A 22,768-nucleotide genomic window follows, 5' to 3' on the forward strand; every position below is an offset into this window, starting at 1 on the left:
CGGCTCCGTCCGGCTCCCGTGTCACGTCTCCTCGGACGTGACGGGGGTATGGCCCCGCCGCCGGGAACCGAACCCCGCCCGGCTCACGTTCAGAGCAACATTTGAGGTTGGCCCGCTCACTCCGTCACGCCCGCCGGGTCCGCGGGATCCGGCCGGTTCGTGTTGACCGTGCCCGGTGCCCCCGGCGACGGCCGCGAGGTCGTACCGATGTCGCCGGAGGCCTCGGCGGCCGGTGCCGAGGGTGCCACCTGGCCGGGGACCGGCGCCGGCGGCCCGGTCGGGCCGGCGGTGGTGCCGGACACCGAGTCGTTGGCGATGGCGTCGAAGTCGACCCGGCCGGTCTTCTCCAGCACCGTGATGTGGTCGAGGACGGTCTGGTTGGTGTCCGAGGCCAGCTGCCGCACCAGTGTGTTCCGGGTGGAGTTCCGTACGGTGCCGATGGCCGGGAAGATCTTGCCGTGCGCGGCGCGCAGCAGGTTCACGAACTTGTACTCGTACTCCGCGCCGGTCGCCGCGCTCATCTCCCCCAGCCAGCCCTGCTGTTGCTCGTTCGGCTGGTTCGGCAGCGCGACCCCGAGCTGGGCCGCGACGATGCGGACCCGCTTGTCGAGGTCGGTGTGACCGACGATGAGATGGTCGCCCGCCTCCTTGATCGCCCGGCTGGGGGCGCGCTCGACGGCCTGTTGCCCGGCGGGCAGCTCCCACAGACCGGCCAGCCGTACGCGCACGATGAGATCGCGGTCGGCGGCGGTCAGCGGGCCCCACTGGGTGTTCACGGTCCCCGCCGCCACGTTCGCCTGGCCGGTGCCCGAACGGTCGGCGTACGACCACATGGGGAAGGCGATGACGCCGAGGGTGGCGACGAGGGCCGCGATGAGCAGGGCCGTACCGTTGATCCGCACGCTCAAGGGTGCCTCCCGGGATGAAACCGACTGGTCAACGGCGCATGCTGCTCGGCCGGCGCCGGTGCCAGGAGGTACGCGCGGAGGACACGCGTTGTTCAAACAACAGGTAAAGAACCAAATTGGCTGGCAAAGCCGCACGTCGCTCAGAGGGCCGTCCCGGACCACTGTTCCGGCGCCCGCCCCAGCAACCGCAGCGCCTCCTCCAGCACCCCGGCCCCCGTCGGGACCTCCAGTGCGGGCGCGAACGCGAACCCCGGCCCCCGCCGCGCCGGATCGGTCGGAACGAGCCGGGCGACGGCGAGCGCCGCGCCGAGCACGTCGTCCGCCAGCTTCACCTCCACCCCGAGCGCGGCGGCGACATCCCAGGCGTGCACCACGTAGTCGACGAAGTGGAAGCTGATCGCCGTCCGCCCGGGAAACCCACCGCCCAGCTCCGGCAGCACGAACTCCCGCTCCTGCGCGCCGGGTTCACCGAAGGCGTCGAGGACGGCCGCCGCGGCCACCCGATGAACTTGCCCCGGCTCGCGCATGTCCTCCGGCTCCCGCCAGTGCGCCGCCTCCTGCCCCGCGCCCCGTGCGGCGGCCGCGAACCCGTGATGCTGGGCCGCCATGTGCGCCACGAGCCGCCGCAGGTCCCACCCCGCACACGGGGTGTCCCGCTCCCAGTCCTCGTCCCGCGCCAGATCCACCACGCGCACCGCCTCGCGCACGGCGATCCGGTCCCACTCGACGATGTCCGCTCCGGTGACAGTCATGCGCCGAGCCTAAAACTATGCGAACGGTCGTGCTACTTCTTAACGGTGTCCGGCGCGCAGGGGCTCAACGGGTAGGCGTGTCATGGGAGTTGGGGGAGTTGGGGAGGTCAGGGAAGTCGGGGAACTTGAGGAACCCGCTCGGGATCGACCGCGGCCGACCGCAGTCGCGCCGTCACTCCCACCCGGGCCCGGAGGTAGGCGCTCTCCTCGTCGTGCAGGACGGAGACCACGTTGGCCGTCTCCATCAACGCCACGAGTTCGAAGGCAAGTTGAGGAACATCCGTGTCGGCGCGCAGCTCTCCGGCATCGCACGCCCCGGCGATCGTGCGTTCCACCAGGGCCGTCCAGTCGCGCTGGGCGCGCACCACGGCGTCGTGCACCGACCCCGAGCGGGCGTCGAACTCGGCGATCACCTCGTAGAAGAAGCAGCCGCCCGGGAAGACCCGCCCCCGCGAGTACTCCAGCCACAGCTCACACAGCCGCCACACGCGGCCGACCCCGGCGGCTTCCTTCTCGGCGGGACGGATCACCCGCTCGGTGAAGATGCGGCCCGCCTCGCGCACGGTGGCGAGCTGCAGCTCCTCCTTCGAGCCGAAGAGCGCGAACACCCCGCTCTTGCTGAGCCGCAACTCCGTCGCCAGCCGCCCGACGGACAGCGCCTCCAGCCCCTCGACGGAGGCGATGTCGACGGTCCGGTTCAGTACCAACCGGCGGGTGCGGTTGCCCCGTTCGACCCTGCCGTCGAGGCGGGTCACCGCAGCGCCGCGTGGTCGGCGGGGACGGTGCTGGAACCGGGGGTGATCTCGGCCGAGGGATTGTTCGGGTCGGTGGGCTCCGGCAAGCGCGTTGCCAGGAATCCGGAGGAAACGGTACCTATCCTGTCTGAGCCTTCCATTCCCCTGCTTTCAGGAGATTTGCCATGCGTGTCAAGCCTGTCGCTCGGGTGGCGATCGCTGCCGTCGTCGCCGGCACCGCCATCGTCACCGCTGTCGGCCCGGCCGTCGCAGCCGCTTCCCGACCGTCGGCGCCGTCGGTGCCGTCGGTCATCCGAGAGAGCACCCCGGGCCCGGGCGGCGCCGGTGCTGCGGGCGGTGGGACGGGCGGCGGCCTGCTGGAATTCGGCGGCGCCACCATCGACTTCGTCGGCCGCCTGATCGGTACGGGCGGCAGCGGCGGCGGCAGCGTCTGAGCGGGATCCGTCCGAGCGAGCAGCGTCCGAGCGGGCTCCGTCGCAGAGGCCGCCGCTCGTGCCGTCGCCCGGCGCAGGTCTGTCGGATGCCCCACAGGTCTTCACGGTGGCCGCCCTAACCCTGTTCATCCGCAGCGGTATGGGCGAGGACGGCGTGGACGATCGTCTCCCAGTCGGCTCGGTCGACGCCGTGGCCTGCTCCTTCCAGGGGCAACAGCCTCGCGGTGGGGATTTCTTCGGTGAGCGCCTCGCCGTGCCCGAACGGGAACATGGGATCCGCGGTTCCATGGATCACCAGGGTGGGCACGGCGATCGACGACAGCGGCTGTCGCGATCGCTCGCCGTCCGGGAGGGAGTCGTGGTTCTGTACGGCGGCGAAGTCGTGCGCACGCTCGACGTCACGACGGACAAGATCGCGGACGGCCGTCTCGTCGAAGGGGCGCCGCTCTCCCGCGAGCACCCGCGAGTAGGCGACCAGGTAATCGATCACCGAGGCGGTCTGCGACCAGTCGACCTGTGCGGATGTCACGAACCGCATGAACTCCCCGGTCGGTCCCGGCAGTTCACGGTCGCCGGGCACGGCGGGGGAGGTGCTGACCAGCACCAGGGAGAGGACCCGCTCGGCATGGTCGAGGGCGACCAGCTGCGCGAGCCCCCCTCCGGCCGACACACCCACCAGATGTGCGGCCGCAATCCCGTAGGCGTCGAGCACGGCGACCGCGTCGCCGACCAGATCCGCGCCGGTGTATCCGGGGCGGCCCGGCTCGTAGGTGGTGGATCGACCGGTGTCGCGGTGGTCGTAACGGACCACGAACCGTCCGCCCTCGGCGAGCTTTTGGCAGAAGCCCTCCTCCCACCAGAGCATCGAAGCTCCCGTGCCCATGACGAGCAGGATCGGCGGGTCCGACCCGTCGCCGAACGACTCGGTGCACAGGGTGACGCCAGCAGTGCGGATCATGCGCTCGGTCATCGTGATCACGTCCGTGACGGTCGGGGCAGCGAACCGACACGGTGGTGTCCCTCGACGGCGACGGTCAGCCCGGGCGCGATCTCCGTGAAGCCCGCGTCGCGCACCAACGGCAGCTCGCTCGACGTCAGTTCGTTCCAGCGTCCCGGGTCCGCGCTCCGTACGGCGAGGGCGAAGTCCGCGTCGCGCCAGGCGTGACGCTCCTCCTCCGACAGTTCCCACCAGGCCAGTTGGGCACCGTGCCCCACCTGGGCCATCGCCTTGCCGGCGGACATGCCGAGGCCGGGGTTGAGCCACAGGACGGGCGCCGCGGGGTCCGCCTGCGGCGGCGGCTCAGGGTCGTCCAGGTCGGTGCCGGAGACCTGCAGTCTGGCCAGGTCCTTGGGCCAGCCGTCGAGCGGTACGGGCGGGAACACCCGTACCTCGGCCGACCTCCCGGTCACCGTGATCCCGGGCAGGGCCTCGGCCCGCCGCCACTCGGCGCCGCGGGCGCGCCGCACCACCTTCCGGATCCGGGCGTCCTGCCAGTCCCGCATCGCTTGCGCCCACTCCCCGTCCCCGAGCGACCGCTCGTCGCTAAGGATCACCAGCACGGCCCGGGCGGCGGTCTCCAGCGCATCGGTGCGGGCGGGCGGCGCCGCCTTCTCGATGCGCACGACGAGAGGCAGCACGAACTGCGGCGCCTGGTCGCGTTCGCCGGGTTCGGAACGGAAGGGGCTGTCGCCGGAGGGCGTCACATCATGGCTCACACCAGCCAACTTTAAGGGGGCGCGGTCCGGCTTTAAGGGGGCGCGGTCCGGTGCCCCCTTTGCGAAGATGCCACCATGCAACGTGATCTTCGGCTGGACAACGTAGGCCGCCGCTACGGCATCCGCGGCCCCTGGGTCTTACGCGGGGTCCACCTCGCCGTGACGCCGGGCACGCTGACTCGTGTCGAAGGCCCGAACGGCACGGGCAAATCCACCCTGCTCCGTCTCCTCGCCGGAATCGACGCACCCACCGAGGGCCGCATCACCGGCCGCCCCCGCACGGCCTTCGTGCCCGAACGCTTCCCGTCGGCCCTCCCCTTCACTCCCCACGGCTACCTCACCCACCTCGGCACGATCCACGGTCTGTCCCGCCGCACGGCGACCCGCGCCGCGGCCGACTGGCTGGACCGCTTCGGCGCCGCCGCCTACGCCCGCACGCCCATGGCCCAGTTGTCCAAGGGCAGCAGCCAGAAGGTCGCCGTGGCGCAGGCCCTGCTCGCCGAGCCGGAGTTGCTCGTCCTCGACGAGGCCTGGACCGGCCTCGACTCGGGCGCCCGCGCCGAGCTGGAGCGGGCCGTCGCCGAGCGCACCGCCGCCGGCGGAGCCGTGGTGTTCGTGGACCACGACCCGCGCCGTCTGGCGGGGGCGCCCGACACGACGTACACCGTGCGCGACGGCGCCCTCAAGACCCGTACCCGGGAGACCACCGCGCCGGCTGACGGCCCGCGGGTCGTGGTCGTCGTGCAGGGTCCACAGGGCGGGCAGCCGCCCACCGACGCGCTGGGCACGCTCGTCTCCGCCGAGGAGACCGCGCCGGGTGTGTACCGCCTCACCGTCCCCGCCTCCCATTCGGACGTCGTGCTGCGCACCCTGCTGACGGCCCGTCCGCCGTGGCACGTGGTCAGCGTGCAGGCCCTCGACCAGCTCGACAAGGACAGCCACCGATGAACGCCCTCCTGCGCTACCAGGCCGACCTTCTCCTGCGCTCACAGCGCTGGCTGCCGCCGATCATCCTGTACGCGGTCTTCCTCGGCGTCGGTGTGCAGAGCGGGCAGCCCGTGCTCGACTCCCTCGGCTACACGGCCGCGGCCCTGCTGCCCGTCGCGGCCTGGCTGGTGCGGATCTGCGTCACGGTCGAACCGCCCGCGGCACGCGCGTGTACGGCCGCGGCCGTCGGGCCGGGGCGGGCGCATCTGGCCCGGCTGCTGGTGGCGCTGCTCGCCGCGGCCGCACTCGGTACGGCGGCGACCGTCGTGGTGACACTGATCAGCGACCCGGTGACCAGCGACCACCAGACCCGCGTCCCCCTGCTTCCGTCCGCCGTGGCCGGGCTGCTCGCCACGCTGGCCTGCGCGCTGCTCGGTACGGCCGTCGGCGCGCTCACCAACTGGCCGGTGCTGCGCTCACCCGGGCGTGCGGTCCCGGCGATGCTGCTCGCGGCGTTGCTGTCGGTGGTGGCGACGGGCTCCCCGGCGCAGGCGGCGGTCAGCGGTCTGGTCACCGGCTCGCAGTCGGGCACCGTCCCCGCGCCCCTGCTCCCGCTGGTCGCGGCCGCCGTCCTCGCCGCGGCGGCGACCGCCGTGGCCTGCGCACTCACCTCCCGCCGCTCACCCTGAACAGGCGGTGCGCTGTGCCTCCTGCCATTCGCAGACCGGGCAGAGCGTGATCCCCTTGTACGCCTCCGGATACTCGGTCGGCTTCCGGCACAGCACGCACTCGGCGTAAGGCGGCCCATCGGCCTTGGGTGGCCTGGTGGCGTCGATCAGGCAGTACGCGTCGTCGCTGTCGTCGCTCATGCCTCCAGCCTAGGCCGGTCACCGACGGCCGCTCGCGGCCCCGATCAGCTGGGACACCTTCACGAACCGGAAGCCCTTCCTGCGCAGCTCGGGCACGATCGTGCGGACGGCCCGTTCGGTGGCCGGGGCGGCGCTGCGGGTGCAGTGCATGACGACGACCGAACCCGGCCGCACCCCGTCCAGCACCTGCCGTGCCACCGCGTCGGAGTCCGTCGCGAACGCGTCCCCGCTCACCACGTCCCACTGCACGGCGGTGACGCCGGTCGAGGCCAGCGCCTTCAGGGCCTGCCGGTCGTAACACCCGCCCGGGAAGCGGAAGTACGGCATCGCGTCCGGCACCCCCGCCTTGCGGAACGCCGTGTACGCCCGCTCCACGTCCGAGCGCATCCGCTCCTCGGAGACGGTCGGCAGGCCGTAGCAGTCACCGGTGAACGCGTAGTGGCTGTAGGAGTGGTTGGCCACCTCGAAGAGCGGGTCCCGCCCGATGGAGCGAGCCTGGACCGGGTACTGGTCGGCCCACCGGCCCGTCATGAACAAGGTGGCCGGTACCTTCAACGCCCGCAGCGTCGCGATGAGCTGCGGATTGTCGAACCGTTCGCCCGCCGCCGCCCGCGCCCCCTCGTCGGCGGTCATGTCGGCGTCGAAGGTGAGCGCGACCGTCTTGCCCTCCGTGCGGAGACCGCTCTTGAACACGGGGGTGAGACCGGCCGGACCCGGCGCGAGGGTCGGCGGCCGGGAGGGAGCGGCGGAGGTGGCGGAGGTGGCTGAAGGGGCCGGGTGCTGGACGCCGTGCGGGGCCCGGGCGGTGCCGCAGGCGGCGAGGGCCGCGCTCAGGGCACAGCCGACGGTGACGCGTCGCAGTCGTACAAGAGTGATCACCGCACGAATTTAAGGCGGTGTCTCTCATTAATAGGATTATGTGGCAAAGGCTCGCCGCGGAGTCACCCGCTCAGTGGGCGAGCAGCCTTTTCCTGCACTCCTCCAGGTCGTAGTCCGGCTCCGGGTACCGCGGGTCCAGGGCCTCCAGGTGCTCCAGGAGCAGGCGCGCGACCGCCCAGTTGCGGAACCACCTGCGATCGGCCGGGATCAGGTACCAGGGGGCGTGCGGGGTCGAGCAGCGGTGCAGGGCGATCTCGTACGCCTCCTGGTACGCGGGCCACAGCGCGCGGTCGTCGATGTCGCTGGGACTGAACTTCCAGCGCTTGTCGGGCCGGTCGAGGCGCCTGAGGAGGCGGCGGCGCTGCTGTTCGGCGGAGATGTGCAGAAAGCACTTGATCACGGTCACCCGGTCGTCGGCCAGGCGCTGCTCGAAGCGGTTGATCTCGTCGTAGCGGCGCTCGATCTCCTCGCGCGGGACCAGGGCGCGGACGCGCGGGACGAGGACGTCCTCGTAGTGCGAGCGGTCGAAGGCGCCGATCTCGCCCGGCCGAGGGAGTTCTTTCTCGATACGCCAGAGGAAGTCGTGTTCCCGTTCCTCGGGCGTGGGCACCTTGAACCCCCTGACCCGGCAGCCGGCCGGGTTGAACAGCCCGACGACGTGCTTGACGGTGCCGCCCTTGCCGCTGGTGTCCATGCCCTGGAGCACCAGCAGGACACGGCGGACGTCGCCCTCGGTTCCGGCCGCCCAGAGGCGCTCCTGGAGTCCGGCGAGGCGTTTGCCCATGTGGGCGAGGTCCTTCAGGCCCGCGGACTTGTCCTTGGGCCCGGCGGGACCGGTCCGGGCGTCGTACGCGGTCCGGGTGTCGTACGCGCCCAGGTCGATCTGCTCGCCCCGGGGAACGCGCAGCAGCTCCCGGAGCCGGAGATCCGCCGCGGCTTGCTGCTTCCTGCCGTCCTTCGCCACCGGTCACCCCTTACGGTCGTGTGCTCTCGACGGTACGTCCACGCGGCTCAGCGGCCGTAGCGGCCGGTCAGGGTGCCCGAGGCCGGCGCGTGACCGGTGAGTGCGCGCTTCAGGTCTTCGGGTGAGGCGTCAGGGGAGAGGGACAGGGTGCGGTCGGCTGCGTAGACCGTGAAGACGTAGTGGTGGGGGGCGCCGCCCTTGGGCGGGCAGGGGCCGCCGTAGCCGGTTCTGCTGGAAGCCGTTGCGGCCCTGCACCGCCCCCTGCGGCACCTGCCCGGCCGCCCACCGGGTCCGCGACGCGTCCGCGTTCCACACCAGCCAGTGGGTGAAGGTGCCGTGCGGAGCGTCGGGGTCCTCTGCCAGCACGACCAGGGCGGTGGCTGCGGAGGGGACGCCGGAGAAGTCCAGCGGGGGTGACACGTTCTCGCCGTCGCAGGTGTAGCGGCGCGGGATCGTGGCGCCGTCGGCGAAGGCCGTACTGGACACGGTGATCCGCTGCGAGGTGCTGGGGGCGGGGACGGACGTACCGCCGTCGTCGTCCCCGCACCCCGAGGCGAGCCCCACCGCCGCCGCGGCGGCCACGAACACGAGCCTGCGGTGCATGGGCGAAACGCTAGCCGTGGGGCCGAAGTCCCGCTACCGGCGCCACGGTCCCGTCACCGCGAACGTCGTGCCGGGCGTGTAGCAGTTGACGAACATCGTTTGCCCGTCCGGCGAGAAGGTGACCCCGGCGAACTCGCCCCACTCGGGCGCCTGTGGTGTGCCGCCGATCACCTGCCTCCCCCGCGCCATCGCGTACACCTCGCCGTGCCGCGTCACGCCGAAGACGTGCTGGGCGCCGTTGCCGTCCTCGCAGACCATGAGGCCGCCGCTCGGGGCGAGGCAGATGTTGTCGGGGGACTCGCCGGGGAGCTGGACGTCGGTGTCCGGGCCGAAGACGATCACCAGGGTCAGACGGCGCGAGGAGGGGTCGTAGCGCCAGATCTGGCCGAAGTGGTCGGCCGCCGAACCCTCGGCGCTGTGCGCGAACGACGACACGAAGTACACGCACCTCCCGCCCCAGTAACAGCCCTCCAGCTTCTGCGCGTGCGTGATGCCCTTCGGGCCGAAGTCCTGGAGACGGACCGGGGTCCGGGCTGCCAGCGGGTCCGGTACGTCGACCCACTCGATGCCCTCGAAGGTGGTGCCGGGCTCCTGGATCGGGGAGAGGTCGGGTACGCCGGGCACGCGCATCGCCTGCAGCCGACCGCCCGCGCGCAGTGAACCGACGCCGCCCAGCGGCTTGTCGGGCAGGAAGCGGTAGAAGAGACCGAAGGGCTTCAGGAACGCGTCCTCGGTCTCGTAGACGATGCCGCGCTTCGGGTCGATCGCGATCGCCTCGTGCTGGAAGCGGCCCATCGCGGTCAGCGGTACGGCGCCGGTGCGGTGCGGGTCGGTGGGGTCGACCTCGAAGATGAAGCCGTGGTCCTTGGTGTAGCCGCTGGTGCCGGCCTTGTCCTCGGTCTCCTCGCAGGTCAGCCAGGTGCCCCAAGGGCTGGGCCCGCCCGCGCAGTTGACGGCCGTACCGGCGATGGCGACCCGCTCCGAGAGGACGTTGTTGTGTCGGTCCAGGGTCAGGGCCGTGCAGCCGCCCTTGCCCTCCGGGTCGTAGGTGAGGCCGGCCACGGTGGGGACGGCGAACTTCGCGGTGGGGCGGTTCTCGTGGTTGCGGACGAGGTGTACGAGACGAGCGCTGCCGTGTCTGCCGGGCAGGGCGGTCATGCCGTCGTGGTTGGAGGGGACGATGCCCTCGCCGGAGCGGAGCCGGTCGCCCTCGCGGGAGAGGACCTTGTAGCGAAAGCCCTCCGGGAGGTCGAGCAGGCCGTCCGGGTCGGGGACCAGCGGGCTGTAGCCGGTGTGGCCGACGTGGCCGAGATTCTGCGCGGCGGCCGTTCCGGCGAAGAGTTGGGAGAGGGCCCCGGTGAAGGCGATGCCCGCTCCCAGAGCACCGGAGCGGGCGAGGATCTGACGTCGTGTCGCGGACATGCGGGTACAACCTTCCTGCTGGCGGACAGGAGCTGTGACCCCGCTGTGTCTATCACCCGGTGTGCGCCTCGGGAACCACGCGCAGAGCACGTGTCACTTCTCGATCTGGCGGTCCTGGGATTGGTCGGGCTGCTGTTCTTGCCGTTGGCCGGGCTGCTGTCGGTGCTGCTGTTCGTGTGGGTGTTCGGGCTGGTGTTCCTGTGCCCTCTCCAGGAACCGCAGCAGCTCCACCGGGAACGGGAGCACGAGGGTCGAGTTCTTCTCGGCGGCCACCGCCACCACCGTTTGCAGCAGCCGCAGCTGGAGTGCGGCCGGCTGCTCGGACATCTGCTTGGCGGCCTCGGCCAGCTTCTTGGAGGCCTGCAGTTCGGCGTCCGCGTTGATGATGCGGGCGCGGCGCTCGCGGTCGGCCTCGGCCTGGCGGGCCATGGAGCGCTTCATCGTGTCCGGCAGTGAGACGTCCTTGATCTCCACGCGGTCGATCTGCACGCCCCAGCCGATGGCCGGACTGTCGATCATCAGCTCCAGGCCCTGGTTGAGTTTCTCGCGGTTGGACAGCAGGTCGTCGAGGTCGCTCTTGCCGATGATGGAGCGCAGGGACGTCTGTGCCATCTGCGAGACCGCGAACTTGTAGTCCTCGACATTGATCAGCGCGGCCGCCGCGTCGACGACCTTGAAGTAGACGACGGCGTCCACGCGCACCGTCACGTTGTCACGGGTGATGCCCTCCTGGGCCGGGATCGGCAGCGTGACGATCTGCATGTTGACCTTGCTCAGCCGGTCCACGAACGGAAGGATCATCGTGAACCCGGGGCCGCGTGCCTCACCGGTGAGCCGGCCGAGCCGGAAGACCACCCCGCGCTCGTACTGCTTGACGACACGTGCCGCCACCGCGCCGTACACCAGACACGCCGAACCGGCCGCGATGGCCGCTGCCAACAGCTCCTGGAGCATGATGACCTCCTTTTGCCAGAGGCCTTGAATGTCCGCTCCTGCAACGATATGCCCGACCCCCGGTTCGGGGCCACGAGTGGTCCCGAACCAGGGGTCGGAGTGAGATCAGAAGCGGGATCAGTCCGAGGTGACCCGGACCGGCTCGGCGGTCACCCGCACCGGTTCGGTGCCGACCGCGCTGTGCCGCTCGGCCCAGTTCTCCAGCGCCGTACGGCAGGCGTGGTCCAGGTGGTGCAGGCCGGACAGGTCCAGCTCCACCGGGCGGTCCTGGGGCAGCGCCTCCAGACTGTCGAGGATCTTCGGCAGCCGCAGGAAGGTCGCGTTGCCCGACAGGTACGCCTGGACGGGACCCGCGCCCTTGTCGATGACCTCCAGCTTGATGTGCGAGGCCTCCCAGGCGGTCTTGGCGACCGCGAGGGCCAGACCGATGAGGACGCCCTCGAACATGCTGACCGCGACGATCGACACGGCCGTGACGACCAGGATCAGCGCCTCGCCGCGGTGGCCGTGCCACAGCGACACGATCTCCCGTACGGGGATCAGCTTGGCGCCGGAGTAGACGAGGATGCCCGCGAGGGCCGGAATCGGGATGTAGGCGAGGACGTCCGGCAGCAGGGCCGCGAACAGCAGCAGCCACACGCCGTGCATCACGCGGGACGCCTTTGTCCGCGCGCCCGCCTGGACGTTCGCCGCGCTGCGCACGATCACCGCGGTCATCGGCAGTGCGCCGAGGAGACCGCACAGGGCATTGCCCGCGCCCTGCGCGACCAGCTCCCTGTCGTACTCGGTGCGCGGACCGTCGTGCAGCCGGTCCACGGCCGCCGCGCTGAACAGTGACTCGGCGGACGCGATCAGGGTGAAGGCGACGATCGTGCCGAGCAGACCGATGTCGGCGAGGTCACCGAAGGCGCCGAGCGGGGGCGGCTGGATGGAGCCCAGCAGGCCCTTCACCTCGACGGTGGCCACCGGCAGCGAGAACACCAGCGCGGCGACGGTCGCGAGACCGACGGCGGCGAGCGGACCGGGGACCGTGCGTACCTGCTTCGGCATCCGCTTCCACAGCACCAGGACGGCGATCGTGCCGGCGCCGACGAGGATCGAGGTGAGCGCCGCCCTGGTCCCGATGGCGTCGAAGAGCGCGCCCGGGAGCTGGGCTATCTTCGCCAGGCCGGAGGCGGGCGCCTTGGTGCCCGCCATCGAGTAGAGCTGTCCGGCGATCAGTACGAGACCGATTCCGGCCAGCATGCCCTCGACGACCGAGACCGAGATGGCCCGGAAGTAGCGCCCCAGTTTCAGGGTGCCCATGAGGATCTGGAGGGCGCCGGTTGCGAGGACGATCACGCCCAGGGCCGGCAGCCCGAACTCCCGCACGGCCTCGAAGACCAGCACGGTCAGCCCCGCCGCGGGTCCGGAGACCTGCAGGCTGCTGCCGCGCAGGAATCCGGTGACGAGGCCGCCCACGATGCCGGTGACCAGGCCCAGTTCGGCCGGGACGCCGGAGGCGACGGCCACACCCACGCACAGCGGGAGCGCGACCAGGAAGACGACCAGCGAGGCGGCGAAGTCCTGCCGCAGGTGAGGGTATTTGGTCATCATGGCGATCACAGGGCCGCGAACGTGTCGGTCTGCGGGTCGTGCGCCTGCACGGCGCCGGTGTGGACCTCGTAGAACCAGGCGTGCAAAGACAGTTGACGGCTCTTCAGCTTCTGCTCGATGTACGGGTACGAGCGCAGCCGCAGCAGCTGCGTCAGGACGTGGCTCTGCACGCCCTCGGAGACGGTCGGGTCCTCTGCCGCGCCTGCCGGGCGCGGGGTGGCGTGCGAGAGCCAGTCCCGCACGGCCGGCACGGCGTCCAGGTCGTCGCCGCGCACTAGGGCGCCGACGGCGCCGCAGTGCGAGTGTCCGCAGACGACGATGTCGGAGACACCGAGCACCTCCACGGCGTACTCGATGGTGCACGCCTCGCTGGTCGCGTGCTCGGAGGTGTACGGCGGGACGATGTTGCCCGCGGTGCGCAGCTCGAAGAGCTCGCCCGGGCGGGCGCCGGTGATCAGGGCCGGTACGACCCTGGAGTCGGAGCAGGTGATGAACAGCACCTGCGGGGACTGGCCTTCGGCGAGTTTGGCGAACTCCTCAGGGCGTTGTCCGAACGTACGGGCGTTGTCGATGAGGGGCTGCATGATGTGGTGACTCCTCCTGGCGCGCCGGGGGCGCGTCGGTGTGGGCAGGACAGGGTGGGGGAACTGCGCTGTTCTGCTTCGCTCTCAGCAGCGGAAGACCTGAAGTGCCGCCGGAGAGTGGGATGTCGAGGGTCTCGACAGATGACGGCCGCGCAGCGCGACCGGTTCGTGGACGGACGCCGGGTCCTGCGCCAGCACTTGGCGCTCGGGCTCCTCGGACGTGCAACCGGTGTTCACGTGACGGTCGCGGGTACGGAGGGGACCGGTCGGGTCCCCGGTGTGGCCACAGCCACGAAACGTGCCGGTCTCGTCACGCAGAGCCTTGCCGGACAGCTTGGTTCCGGGCAGGGCTTTGACCACGACATGACGGGACGTGTGCGCGGCCGCGAAGGATGCGGTCGGCGTGAAGAACTGGAGGGCGAGCAGGACGCCGGCGACGAGTGCCAGGGCGGTCCGAGCCGTCGTACCTCGAAACATGCGCCCCCTCCCTGCCGTTCGCGCTTCTTGGATCGACCAAAGGAAGGTCAATGTCCGGTCAAGAAACACATTAACCCTGCAAAGTCCTTTGCAGGGTTAACTCAACGTTTCGTGATGAAGAGAGCCTGAAATGCGCTGGTGGGGTGGCCTGATCTAGTCCCCGGCGACGAGTGTCCCGCCGTCCCGGGCCAACGCGGTGAGCCGTGATATCGCCCTGAAGTACTTCTTGCGGTAGCCGCCGTTGAGCATCTCCTCGCTGAACAGCCGGTCGAAGGGCAGCCCGGAGGCCAGGACCGGCACCTCGCGGTCGTAGAGGCGGTCCGCGAGCACGACGAGCCTGAGGGCCGTCGACTGGTCGGGGACGGGCCGGACACCGGTGAGGCAGACCGCTTTCAAGCCGTCCGTCAGGGCGCCGTACCTGCTGGGGTGGACCTTGGCGAGGTGGTCGAGAAGGTGCGGGAAGTCGTCGAGCGAGGCACCCGCGGTGGCGTACGCGGCCTTCGTCACCTGTTCCTCGGAGAAGGGCGCCGGTGCCTCGGGCAGACCGCGGTGGCGGTAGTCCTCGCCGTCGATGCGCAGCGCGCGGAAGTGGGCGGACAAGCCCTGGATCTCGCGCAGGAAGTCGACCGCCGCGAAACGGCCCTCGCCGAGCTTGCCCGGGAGGGTGTTGGAGGTGGCGGCCAGGGCCACACCGGCGTCGACGAGCTTGCCGAGCAGGGTCGACACGAGAACGGTGTCGCCGGGGTCGTCGAGCTCGAACTCGTCGATGCACAGCAGCCGGTGGCCGGAGAGGGTCTGGACGGTCTGCTGGAAGCCCAGGGCGCCGACGAGGTTCGTCAGCTCGACGAAGGTGCCGAACGCCTTGAGCGCGGGCTCCGCCGGGGTGGCGTGCCACAGGGAGGCGAGCAGGTGGGTCTTGCCGACGCCGTAGCCGCCGTCGAGGTAGACACCGCGGGGGCCCGCCGGGGTCTTCGGCGCCCTGGCCTTCCCGAACCCGAAGAACCCGCGCTTCCCGCCGCCGACGGCGTGCGCCCCGCCGAGCCCAGCCGCGAAGCTGTCCAGCACCTGGACGGCCTCGGTCTGGCTGGGCTGGTTCGGGTCCGGAATGTACGTGCTGAAGCGGACCGAGTCGAAGCGCGGCGGCGGCACCATCTCGGCGACCAGCCGGTCCGCGGGGACGTGCGGCGCACGGGTGCACAGGGATGACGGAGCCGCGTCGGCTATCGGGCTGAGGCCGGGTGCGGAAGGGGAGGACGACACGGTTCACCATGTTAAGGCGCGTGCCAGACTGCACGACATGCGACGCCTGTTCCCTGTGACCGACGAGACAGTGCCGACAACTCCCGGTGAGGAGGGCGGGGCCGGTGATGCCGGTGTTCTCGACGCCCTGACCGAGCGCGAGTGGAGCCTCGCCGAGCTCGCCGCCGCCTACGCATATCCCGAGCCGACCGCCGCCGGGCAGCCCGTCCCCTGGCTGCGGGCGAACATGGTGTCCACGCTCGACGGGGCCGCCCAGCACGACGGGCGGTCGCAGCCGATCTCCAGCGCGACCGACATGCGGATCTTCGGCACCCTGCGGGCCCTGGCGGACGTGGTGGTCGTCGGCGCGGAAACGGTACGGCAGGAGGGGTACCGGCCCGCACGCGCGCGAGCGGATTTCGCGGAGATGCGGGAGGCGGCCGGACAGGGGGCGGCGCCGGCGATCGCGGTGGTCACCGCAAGCCTCGACCTCGACTTCTCCCTCCCTCTGTTCACCTCACCGCTGGTGCCCACCCTGGTGCTCACCGGCGCCGCGGCGCCCCCCGACCGCATCGCGGTGGCCGAGAAGGCCGGTGCCCGGGTGGTGATCGCCGGTGACGGCATGGGGGTGGAGCCCGCCCGCGCCGTACAGGCCCTGGGCGCCATCGGGTACACCCGGCTGCTGACCGAGGGCGGCCCCCGGCTGCTCGGCCAGCTGGTCGCCGCCGGGGTGCTCGACGAGCTCTGTCTCGCCGTGTCCCCGATGCTCACCGCCGGTCATGCGCAGCGCATCGCGGGCGGGCCCTCGGTCGCGGTTCCGCAACGCTTCGTGCTCGCGTCGGTACTGGAGGAGGAGGGGTTTCTCTTCACCCGCTACCAGCGGTCCTGAGAATCGATCAGCGTTACCGCCGGTCCCGAAACCGGCGGAATCAACCGTTCCGCCTACTTGCGGGCGGGCACACTGAACTCGCAGTCCCCGTGACACCACGGGGCAGGATGGTTTCCGCAGAAGGGGCGCCCGGTGTTCACAAGCGTATTGATGATCGAGAAGGCACTGACGTCCGCAGACGTGGAGTTCGTCACCGGCCTGCACGGGGACGAGGAGGTCTCCTTCCACGTGCTGCTCCAGCCCCGCGGCGACCAGGCGGACCGCCTGCTGCGGGCCATCGACGACGTCGCGCTCGGCGAACTGGACGAGGCGGCGCGCGAGCGCGAGGTCCCCGAGGGGGAGGCCGCCAAGGACTTCGGGGAGCGGGCGCTCGAGGTGTCCCTGCAGGCGCTGCACGCCTGCGGCAGCGAGGCCGGGGGGAGACTGATCGAGGATCATCCGCTGGACGCGTTGAAGGTGCTCGTGGACGAGGTCGGCGCGGACGAGGTGATCGTGCTGACCGATCCCCACTACGTGGAGGAGTTCTTCCACCGGGACTGGGCGTCACGGGCGCGGCACAAGGTGGGGGTACCGGTGCTGAAGCTGTTCTCGCACAGCAAGGCGTGACGCCGGCGCTCGGGCTTGGCCGGGGGCGCCGTCGGGTTTGCGGTGCGTGGTTCGGCTGCGAGTGCGTTGTGGCCGGTCGCGCAGTTCCCCGCGCCCCTTGGGGGCGTTGGCCGGACGTTCCTTGAGAGGCGTGACCCTGGGGGGTTGCAAGCCGCCGGAGCGCATAGGCTGGGCGGTCGAACGTCCGCCGTACGCATCACGCACTGGAGAAACGCATGGCACCCGGCCTTCCCACCGCCATGGACCGACCGCACTTCATCGGGATCGGCGGCGCCGGAATGTCGGGGATCGCGAAGATCCTCGCGCAGCGCGGGGCCAAGGTCGCGGGCAGTGACGCGAAGGAGTCCGCGACCGCCGAGGCCCTGCGGGCGCTGGGTGCGACGGTGCACATCGGGCACGCGGCCGAGCACCTCGCCGACGACGCCAGCTGTGTCGTCGTGTCGTCGGCCATCCGGAAGGACAACCCGGAGCTGGCGCGCGCGGCCGAACTGGGCATTCCGGTGGTGCACCGCTCCGACGCCCTCGCCGCGCTCATGGACGGTCTGCGGCCCATCGCGGTCGCCGGCACCCACGGCAAGACCACCACGACGTCCATGCTGGCCGTCTCGCTGAGCGAGCTGGCGCTGAGCCCGTCGTACGCGATCGGCGGCGATCTCGACGCGCCCGGCTCCAACGCCCTGCACGGCGAGGGCGACATCTTCGTGGCCGAGGCGGATGAATCGGACCGCAGTTTCCACAAGTACGCGCCCGAGGTCGCGATCGTCCTCAACGTGGAGCTCGACCACCACGCCAACTACGCGTCCATCGAGGAGATCTACGAGTCCTTCGAGACGTTCGCCGGACGGATCGTGCCCGGCGGCACGCTGGTGATCAACGCGGACCACGAGGGTGCGCGGGAGCTGACCCGGCGGCTGGCCGGCGCGGTGCGGACGGTCACCTACGGCGACGCCGCGGACGCCGACGTCCGTGTACTGTCCGTCGTCCCGCAGGGGCTGAAGAGCGAGGTCACCGTCCTGCTGGGCGGCGAGGAACTCACCTTCACGGTCTCCGTCCCCGGCCGTCACTACGCGCACAACGCCGTGGCCGCGCTCGCGGCGGGCGTCGCGCTGGGTGTGCCGGCCGCCGAGCTGGCGCCGGCCCTGGCCGCCTACACCGGCGTGAAGCGCCGCCTGCAGCTCAAGGGTGAGGCGGCCGGCGTCCAGGTCATCGACTCCTACGCCCACCACCCGACCGAGATGACGGCCGACCTGGAGGCGATGCGCGCTGCCGCGGGCGACGCCCGGATCCTGGTCGTCTTCCAGCCGCACCTGTTCTCCCGCACGCAGGAACTCGGCAAGGAGATGGGCCAGTCCCTGGCCCTGGCGGACGCCTCCGTCGTCCTCGACATCTACCCGGCCCGCGAGGACCCGATCCCCGGCGTGACCAGCGAGCTGATCATCGAGGCGGCGCGGGCCGCGGGCGCGGACGTGACGCCCGTCCACGACAAGGCGGACGTGCCGTCGGTCGTCGCGGGAATGGCGAAGGCCGGTGATCTCGTTCTCACTATGGGCGCGGGTGATGTGACGGACCTCGGCCCGCGGATTCTGGACCGTCTCGCACAGTAGTAAGGGGCTGAGCTTCATGTCGTACGACGTCGAAAAGCCGGACGAGCAGTGGCGCGCGGAGCTGACCCCCTCCGAGTACGCGGTGCTGCGGCAGGCCGCCACCGAGCCCGCCTTCACCGGTGAGTACACCAACACCAAGACGACGGGCGTCTACTCCTGCCGGGCCTGCGGCGCCGAACTGTTCACCTCGGACACGAAGTTCGACTCCCACTGCGGCTGGCCGTCCTTCTTCGACCCGAAGGACACCGACGCCGTGGAGATCGTCGAGGACCGCTCCCACGGGATGGTGCGGACCGAGGTGCGCTGCGCGCGATGCGGGTCACACCTCGGTCACGTGTTCGAGGGTGAGGGATATGCGACGCCGACGGACCAGCGGTACTGCATCAACAGTATTTCGCTGAGTCTGACGCCGGCAGAGGGCTGAGCGCCCGTCGGCCGTGACGCTCGTTGCGTGGAGTGCGTCGCGGCCACAGGAGGACGTAGGCGGCGGATCCGGCCGCGAAGGCCAGGCGGATGAAGCCCTGGGCCGATGCGGAGGGGACCAGGATGGCGCTGCCGTAGAGGGAGATCAGGGCGAGCCAGCTGACCCAGGGGACCAGGCGGCGCTGGCCGATCGAGTCCCAGAGCAGGGTGCCGAGGAGGACCGAGGCGTTGTAGTACGTGTACACGCTCGGGTCCAGGACGATACGGGCGTCGGCGGCCAGCAGCACGACCGCCGGCCACCGGCGCCGGTGGACGGCCAGCGCGCCCAGGGCGATGCCGAGGGCCATCTGGGCGGGGCGGTCCCACCAGGGGGTGGCCGCGTCCTGCACCCCGAACCAGCGCAGGGACGACGCGGGCTGGTTGGGGATCGTGAAGTGGGCCGCGGCCAGGGTGTCCAGGTGCGTGAGGTAGAAGGGGAGCCACGCGACGGCCACCAGGCCGACGGCCCAGGCGGCGGAGCGCAGGCGGGCCGGGCGCGGCAGTGCCAGCAGGAGCGGCAGGAAGCCGACCGCCCAGGGTTTCGAGTCCACCGCCAGGGCCAGGAAGACACCCACAGCGGTGGCGTTGCCGCGGACCAGCGCGCGGACGGCGAGGGTGGTGAAGAACAACGCCAGGACGTCGTCGAGGTGGGCGAAACGCACCGAGACCTCCACCCACATGGGGATGAAGGCCGCCCCGGCGATCAGCACGCGCTGCTGGAGGCGTCTGTGGTTCAGGCCCGTTCCCCGGTAGTGGTCGGCGGCGGCGCGGCCGACCAGCACCAGCATGTAAAGGCCCAGGCCGGACATGAAGGCGTCGGCGAGCTTCTCGCCCAGCGCGGCGTGGAACGGGGCGAACAGCCCGGCGACCAGGAAGCTGACCGGGCCGATCTGCAGCTCGGGGTGGTTGGCGTAGAGGGCGAGGCCACCGCCCGGTATCTGATGGAAGAGCAGCTGCTGACCGGTCCTCAGATAGTGCCAGGACACCGCCGCGTGGCGTTCTGCCACCATGAACCAGACGACCGTCCACAGGGCCAGCAGCGCATGGTGCCACCGCAGCGGGTAGCGGCCGATCCGGCCGACCCACACCCCGTCCCCCGGCCCGGCCGCCGTCTTCTCCCGGTTTTGCACGCTCCGTCCTTCCCCTCTGCCCTATAGAGGGGGGCTCGGCGCTGTGGGTTGCTCACTTCGGCCGCCGAATCGCGCACTCCTTCAGGGTGAGGGGTCGGGTGTCGCCCGCGATGCGGCTGCAGACGACGTGGGTCTCGGAGGTGCCGTCCGCGGTGCGGTGCACCTCCTTGAGGACGATGCTCTGGCCGGTGCGGTCGCCGTACAGCGGAGCGCCGGTGAAGTCGATGGTGCCGGTGGCCATGCCCTCGATCCTGACCGTGCGCAGGTTCACCCAGGTCGCGGCCCGGCTCTGAGGCGTGTCGTGCGGGGTGGCCGCGTAGTACAGGGCGCGGGTCGCGTCGTGCGCGAGGGCGGTCTGGCCGCTGGCCAGCACGGGGCTGTCATAGCTCAGGGTGCGGCCTGCCAGGCCCGGCAGGTGGTCGGCGGCGTCCACGTAGAAGCTCGTCCGGGTGGCGGCCTTCTTCAGCTCGGCGAGGGCCGCGTGGTACAGCGTGACGTCGGGCGCGGGCGCCACGGCATCCTTCCCGCCGGTGAAGGCGACCTTGGAGAGGTCGTCACCGGTGAGGATGGCCAGGGGCTTCTCGGAGCAGCCCGTCTCGGCGGACAGCTGGGTCATCAGGGGTTCCACGTCCTCCGCCCGCCCGGCGAAGTAGACCACGGACGGGATCCGGTCGCCGCTGCAGATCTCCTCGGCGTGCTCGCGCAGTTCGGGCTTGCCGCCCTTCAGCGTGTAGCGACGCTGCCCGAGCAGTGTGAAGCCGCGGTCGGCGAGCATCCGCTGTCCGTAGCGCGCCTGTTCCTCGGTGTACCGGTCGTCGGTCCGGGCCGTGTCCCGGGCGAGCACCAGCGCGTACTGCCGCTTGCCCGGCGTGCGCAACTGGGCGGCGATCAGGCCCATCTGCCGGGTCTGCCATTCGTCCGTGGCGGCCAGGCTGAACCAGTTCGCGTACTGGCGGGGCAGATAGGTGGCCGAGTTCGTGCCGGAGACGATCGGCAGACCCGCCTTCATGAGGATGTCGGTGGTCTTTCCGCTCGACTCCAGGTCGCGGCCGGTGCCGACCACCCCCACCACACTCGGGTCGTGGGCGGCGTACGCGGCGATCGACTCGGCCATGTCGGTCTGGTGGCCCAGGTCCACGCCGCCGTTCGCGAGCAGGACGCGCAGTTTCACGGTGTAGTTCTTGTTGATGACGGCCTGGGCCAAATAGACGCCCGCCAGTTCCTCGGCGCCCTTCACGAGCGAGGTTCCCTGGGAGTGATCGGCGCTGAGCGGGCCGGCGTAGACGACCGTGACGTAGTCGTCGGCGTAGCTGGTGAGGACGTCCTCGTTCTGCGCGGCGATGCCCTGCTCCAACTCGGCCACGGTCCAAGGCGGTTCGTCACCGGCGGAGAGCGGCTTGGCGTCGGCGCCCGCGGCGGGCTTGGGCAGCCAGTCGGAGAAGCGCACGCCCTTCGTCGCGAGGCCGATGCACTCCGTGCCGCCGCCGGGAGCGGGCTCGCGCCGGGTGTCGCGGTTGGCGGTCAGCAGCGACGCCGAACAGTACCGGTCGTCGAGGGCCTCGGCCCGCATGATCGTGGCCGCGGCCACCAGCGCGACCACCAGCACCAGCGAATGCAGGGCCCACACCATACGGGCGAACGTCGGCCGGGTGGACGCCCGCAGATGCACCCGCCGTTCCTCTATCGCGTCCAGCTGGTCGTGCGGCAGCGGGATCTTCATCACCCAGGGCAGTACGGACCGGTCGCGGCTGGGCGACTGTTCGGCGCGCAGCCGCTGCCCCCATTCCCGGTGCCAGGTGCGCAGCCGGTCGCTGAGTCTGCGCAGCTGGGGGCCAGGGGCCGGTACCGGAGGAGTGCCCCCGTGATCCAGTCGCGGCACGTCCTGCTCGCGCACCGCGGCGAAGACCAGCAGCGGATCGAGCTCGCTGCGTCGGCTGCGTACGTCGCTGACGGCGCGGATGAGTTCGATGCCGCCGTTCGCCGCGTCGGCATGGGGCAGGAACAGCACCGGCGGGCGCGGGCGCTTGAAGCCGCGCAGATCCCAGCTCAGACGGCGGTGGTTGTCCCGCAGGTCCTCCCGCAGGGCCAGCACGCACAGCTGGAGGTGGAAGTCACCGCCCGTCGTGAGCGCCTCGGCCACGTCGTACGCCCGGGCCGCGATCGCCCGCCAGGAACGCACCGGACGCAGCAGCGAGACCTCGGTCGGGTTCTCCTGGTCCGCGGCCCTGAGGAAGGTCGTGGTCATGAACCAGCGGCTCTCCCGGCGCAGCCACAGGAAGATCGGCGCCCGGCCCGGCAGCGCGTAGTTGAGGACCGTCAGCAGGGCGAGGAAGCCGAGGCCCGCGGCCGCCGCCACGTACCAGGCGCTGCGGGCGAGCAGCGCGGCGAGCACGGTCACCAGACTCGCCGGCAGGATGTGCGCCATGTCGAACAGGGGCAGGCCCGAGCGCCAGCGCGCGGTGCCCTCCGGCCGCCAGCGCTGAGCGGCCAGCTGGTCGAGCAGCAGCTGCCGCCGGCCCTGGTCGGACGCCGGGCGGCCGGGAGCGGGCCAGCTGTCTCCCAGCGTCCTGACCGCGTCGTCGATGGCGTGGACCAGGCGCAGCCGGGGAAACGCGTACCGCCGGTAGACGGACGTCCGGCCGCCCCACTTCTTGGGGTCGCTCAGCGCCCGCACCATCGCCGCGGCCCTGCGGACCTCCGAGTCGCCCTCGTACACGTCCTGGGCCGCCGCGCAGCGCGTGCCGTGCGCCTCCTGCCCCTCGTACAGCTGCTGGACCAGCCCGGCCACCGCCTCGTCGTCCGAGCCGTCCTGGGCGTGCACGACGAACACCGGCATCGGCGGCTCGCTCGTACGGAACTCCTGGATGAGGATTTCGAGCTGGTCCTGCAGATCGACGCCGGCGCCGGTCTCCGGCATGCCGTCATGGCCTCCGGGACAGTTCGACGGGCCCCTGCGGTCACCCCTCACCATGGCCAACCCCCGTTCACCTTGGGTGAC

25 protein-coding genes are annotated in these 22,768 nt (G+C 71.2%); 7 read left to right on the forward strand and 18 right to left on the reverse strand.

Annotation, left to right across the window (positions count from 1 at the left end):
* Positions 1-116: 116 nt before the first annotated feature.
* The 3 genes from OG870_RS34825 to OG870_RS34835 form a co-directional block, all read right to left on the reverse strand.
* Positions 117-881 (reverse strand): DUF4142 domain-containing protein, encoded by a 765-nt coding sequence (locus tag OG870_RS34825; RefSeq protein WP_405626926.1) that lies wholly within the window; start codon positions 879-881, stop codon positions 117-119.
* A 167-nt stretch (positions 882-1,048) separates the two neighbouring features.
* On the reverse strand, positions 1,049-1,660 hold the full coding sequence (locus tag OG870_RS34830; RefSeq protein ID WP_266843570.1) for a TIGR03086 family metal-binding protein: 612 nt from the start codon (positions 1,658-1,660) through the stop codon (positions 1,049-1,051).
* 107 nt (positions 1,661-1,767) lie between these two features.
* On the reverse strand, positions 1,768-2,415 hold the full coding sequence (locus tag OG870_RS34835) for a TetR/AcrR family transcriptional regulator (RefSeq protein ID WP_266843568.1): 648 nt from the start codon (positions 2,413-2,415) through the stop codon (positions 1,768-1,770).
* Between the two features lie 164 nt (positions 2,416-2,579).
* Here OG870_RS34835 and OG870_RS34840 point away from each other — a divergent pair, with 164 nt between their 5' ends.
* Positions 2,580-2,849, forward strand: a complete 270-nt coding sequence (locus OG870_RS34840) for a hypothetical protein (protein ID WP_266522979.1) — start codon at positions 2,580-2,582, stop codon at positions 2,847-2,849.
* Positions 2,850-2,964: 115 nt separating this feature from the next.
* On the opposite strand, the gene OG870_RS34845 is transcribed toward OG870_RS34840, so the two are convergent.
* Positions 2,965-3,819 (reverse strand): alpha/beta fold hydrolase, encoded by an 855-nt coding sequence (locus tag OG870_RS34845; protein WP_266844822.1) that lies wholly within the window; start codon positions 3,817-3,819, stop codon positions 2,965-2,967.
* 5 nt (positions 3,820-3,824) lie between these two features.
* A complete protein-coding gene (locus OG870_RS34850) occupies positions 3,825-4,565 on the reverse strand; it encodes a peptidyl-tRNA hydrolase (protein WP_266843566.1) in 741 nt (246 codons plus the stop codon).
* Positions 4,566-4,640: 75 nt separating this feature from the next.
* On the opposite strand from OG870_RS34850, the gene OG870_RS34855 reads away from it, so the two are divergent.
* Both OG870_RS34855 and OG870_RS34860 read left to right on the forward strand, forming a co-directional pair.
* On the forward strand, positions 4,641-5,513 hold the full coding sequence (locus OG870_RS34855) for an ABC transporter ATP-binding protein (protein ID WP_266522984.1): 873 nt from the start codon (positions 4,641-4,643) through the stop codon (positions 5,511-5,513).
* Positions 5,510-6,181 (forward strand): ABC transporter, encoded by a 672-nt coding sequence (locus tag OG870_RS34860; RefSeq protein WP_266590674.1) that lies wholly within the window; start codon positions 5,510-5,512, stop codon positions 6,179-6,181. Before OG870_RS34855 ends, OG870_RS34860 begins: the two co-directional genes overlap by 4 nt.
* On the opposite strand, the gene OG870_RS34865 is transcribed toward OG870_RS34860, so the two are convergent.
* The 11 genes from OG870_RS34865 to zapE form a co-directional block, all read right to left on the reverse strand.
* On the reverse strand, positions 6,173-6,361 hold the full coding sequence (locus OG870_RS34865; RefSeq protein WP_266590676.1) for a hypothetical protein: 189 nt from the start codon (positions 6,359-6,361) through the stop codon (positions 6,173-6,175). The genes OG870_RS34860 and OG870_RS34865 overlap by 9 nt on opposite strands.
* A gap of 18 nt (positions 6,362-6,379) precedes the next feature.
* Positions 6,380-7,240, reverse strand: a complete 861-nt coding sequence (locus tag OG870_RS34870; RefSeq protein ID WP_266590678.1) for a polysaccharide deacetylase family protein — start codon at positions 7,238-7,240, stop codon at positions 6,380-6,382.
* Between the two features lie 70 nt (positions 7,241-7,310).
* The gene (locus tag OG870_RS34875; RefSeq protein WP_266926718.1) at positions 7,311-8,204 is read right to left on the reverse strand and encodes a PPK2 family polyphosphate kinase; all 894 of its coding nucleotides are present in this window, start codon (positions 8,202-8,204) and stop codon (positions 7,311-7,313) included.
* Positions 8,205-8,251: 47 nt separating this feature from the next.
* Complete coding sequence (locus OG870_RS34880; protein WP_443063472.1) at positions 8,252-8,350, reverse strand: hypothetical protein; 99 nt, start codon at positions 8,348-8,350, stop codon at positions 8,252-8,254.
* The gene (locus OG870_RS34885) at positions 8,334-8,807 is read right to left on the reverse strand and encodes a YbhB/YbcL family Raf kinase inhibitor-like protein (RefSeq protein WP_327691825.1); all 474 of its coding nucleotides are present in this window, start codon (positions 8,805-8,807) and stop codon (positions 8,334-8,336) included. The genes OG870_RS34880 and OG870_RS34885 overlap by 17 nt, the downstream gene beginning before the upstream one ends.
* A 33-nt stretch (positions 8,808-8,840) precedes the next feature.
* Positions 8,841-10,229 carry an alkaline phosphatase PhoX gene (locus OG870_RS34890; protein WP_327691826.1) on the reverse strand — a complete coding sequence of 463 codons (1,389 nt, stop codon included), beginning with the start codon at positions 10,227-10,229 and terminating at the stop codon, positions 8,841-8,843.
* Between the two features lie 93 nt (positions 10,230-10,322).
* Entirely contained in the window at positions 10,323-11,183 is an 861-nt protein-coding gene (locus tag OG870_RS34895) for a slipin family protein (RefSeq protein ID WP_266523001.1), read from the reverse strand.
* A 117-nt stretch (positions 11,184-11,300) separates the two neighbouring features.
* Positions 11,301-12,779 (reverse strand): SulP family inorganic anion transporter, encoded by a 1,479-nt coding sequence (locus tag OG870_RS34900; RefSeq protein ID WP_266590693.1) that lies wholly within the window; start codon positions 12,777-12,779, stop codon positions 11,301-11,303.
* Positions 12,780-12,784: 5 nt separating this feature from the next.
* Positions 12,785-13,363, reverse strand: a complete 579-nt coding sequence (locus OG870_RS34905) for a carbonic anhydrase (protein ID WP_266590695.1) — start codon at positions 13,361-13,363, stop codon at positions 12,785-12,787.
* 84 nt (positions 13,364-13,447) lie between these two features.
* The gene (locus OG870_RS34910; protein ID WP_266523009.1) at positions 13,448-13,840 is read right to left on the reverse strand and encodes a hypothetical protein; all 393 of its coding nucleotides are present in this window, start codon (positions 13,838-13,840) and stop codon (positions 13,448-13,450) included.
* A gap of 153 nt (positions 13,841-13,993) precedes the next feature.
* Entirely contained in the window at positions 13,994-15,100 is a 1,107-nt protein-coding gene (gene zapE, locus OG870_RS34915; RefSeq protein ID WP_266590698.1) for a cell division protein ZapE, read from the reverse strand.
* 37 nt (positions 15,101-15,137) lie between these two features.
* Between zapE and OG870_RS34920 the strand changes: the two genes are divergently transcribed.
* From OG870_RS34920 to msrB, 4 genes are all read left to right on the forward strand, one after another.
* Positions 15,138-15,968 (forward strand): pyrimidine reductase family protein, encoded by an 831-nt coding sequence (locus OG870_RS34920; RefSeq protein WP_266590700.1) that lies wholly within the window; start codon positions 15,138-15,140, stop codon positions 15,966-15,968.
* 132 nt (positions 15,969-16,100) lie between these two features.
* Positions 16,101-16,574, forward strand: coding sequence for an indole-3-glycerol phosphate synthase (locus tag OG870_RS34925; RefSeq protein WP_266523018.1), 474 nt, complete (start codon positions 16,101-16,103; stop codon positions 16,572-16,574).
* A 215-nt stretch (positions 16,575-16,789) separates the two neighbouring features.
* Entirely contained in the window at positions 16,790-18,178 is a 1,389-nt protein-coding gene (gene murC, locus OG870_RS34930) for a UDP-N-acetylmuramate--L-alanine ligase (protein WP_266523021.1), read from the forward strand.
* A 16-nt stretch (positions 18,179-18,194) separates the two neighbouring features.
* Positions 18,195-18,602, forward strand: coding sequence for a peptide-methionine (R)-S-oxide reductase MsrB (gene msrB / locus OG870_RS34935; protein ID WP_266590702.1), 408 nt, complete (start codon positions 18,195-18,197; stop codon positions 18,600-18,602).
* Here the strand turns inward: msrB and OG870_RS34940 are convergent.
* Together OG870_RS34940 and OG870_RS34945 are read right to left on the reverse strand one after the other, a co-directional pair.
* Positions 18,562-19,770 carry a hypothetical protein gene (locus OG870_RS34940; RefSeq protein WP_266590704.1) on the reverse strand — a complete coding sequence of 403 codons (1,209 nt, stop codon included), beginning with the start codon at positions 19,768-19,770 and terminating at the stop codon, positions 18,562-18,564. The genes msrB and OG870_RS34940 overlap by 41 nt on opposite strands.
* 52 nt (positions 19,771-19,822) lie before the next feature.
* Positions 19,823-22,687 (reverse strand): ABC transporter substrate-binding protein, encoded by a 2,865-nt coding sequence (locus OG870_RS34945; RefSeq protein WP_327691827.1) that lies wholly within the window; start codon positions 22,685-22,687, stop codon positions 19,823-19,825.
* Positions 22,688-22,768: the final 81 nt, after the last annotated feature.

Origin of the sequence: Streptomyces sp. NBC_00461 (genome assembly GCF_036013935.1) — a bacterium.
Lineage (GTDB): Bacteria > Actinomycetota > Actinomycetes > Streptomycetales > Streptomycetaceae > Streptomyces.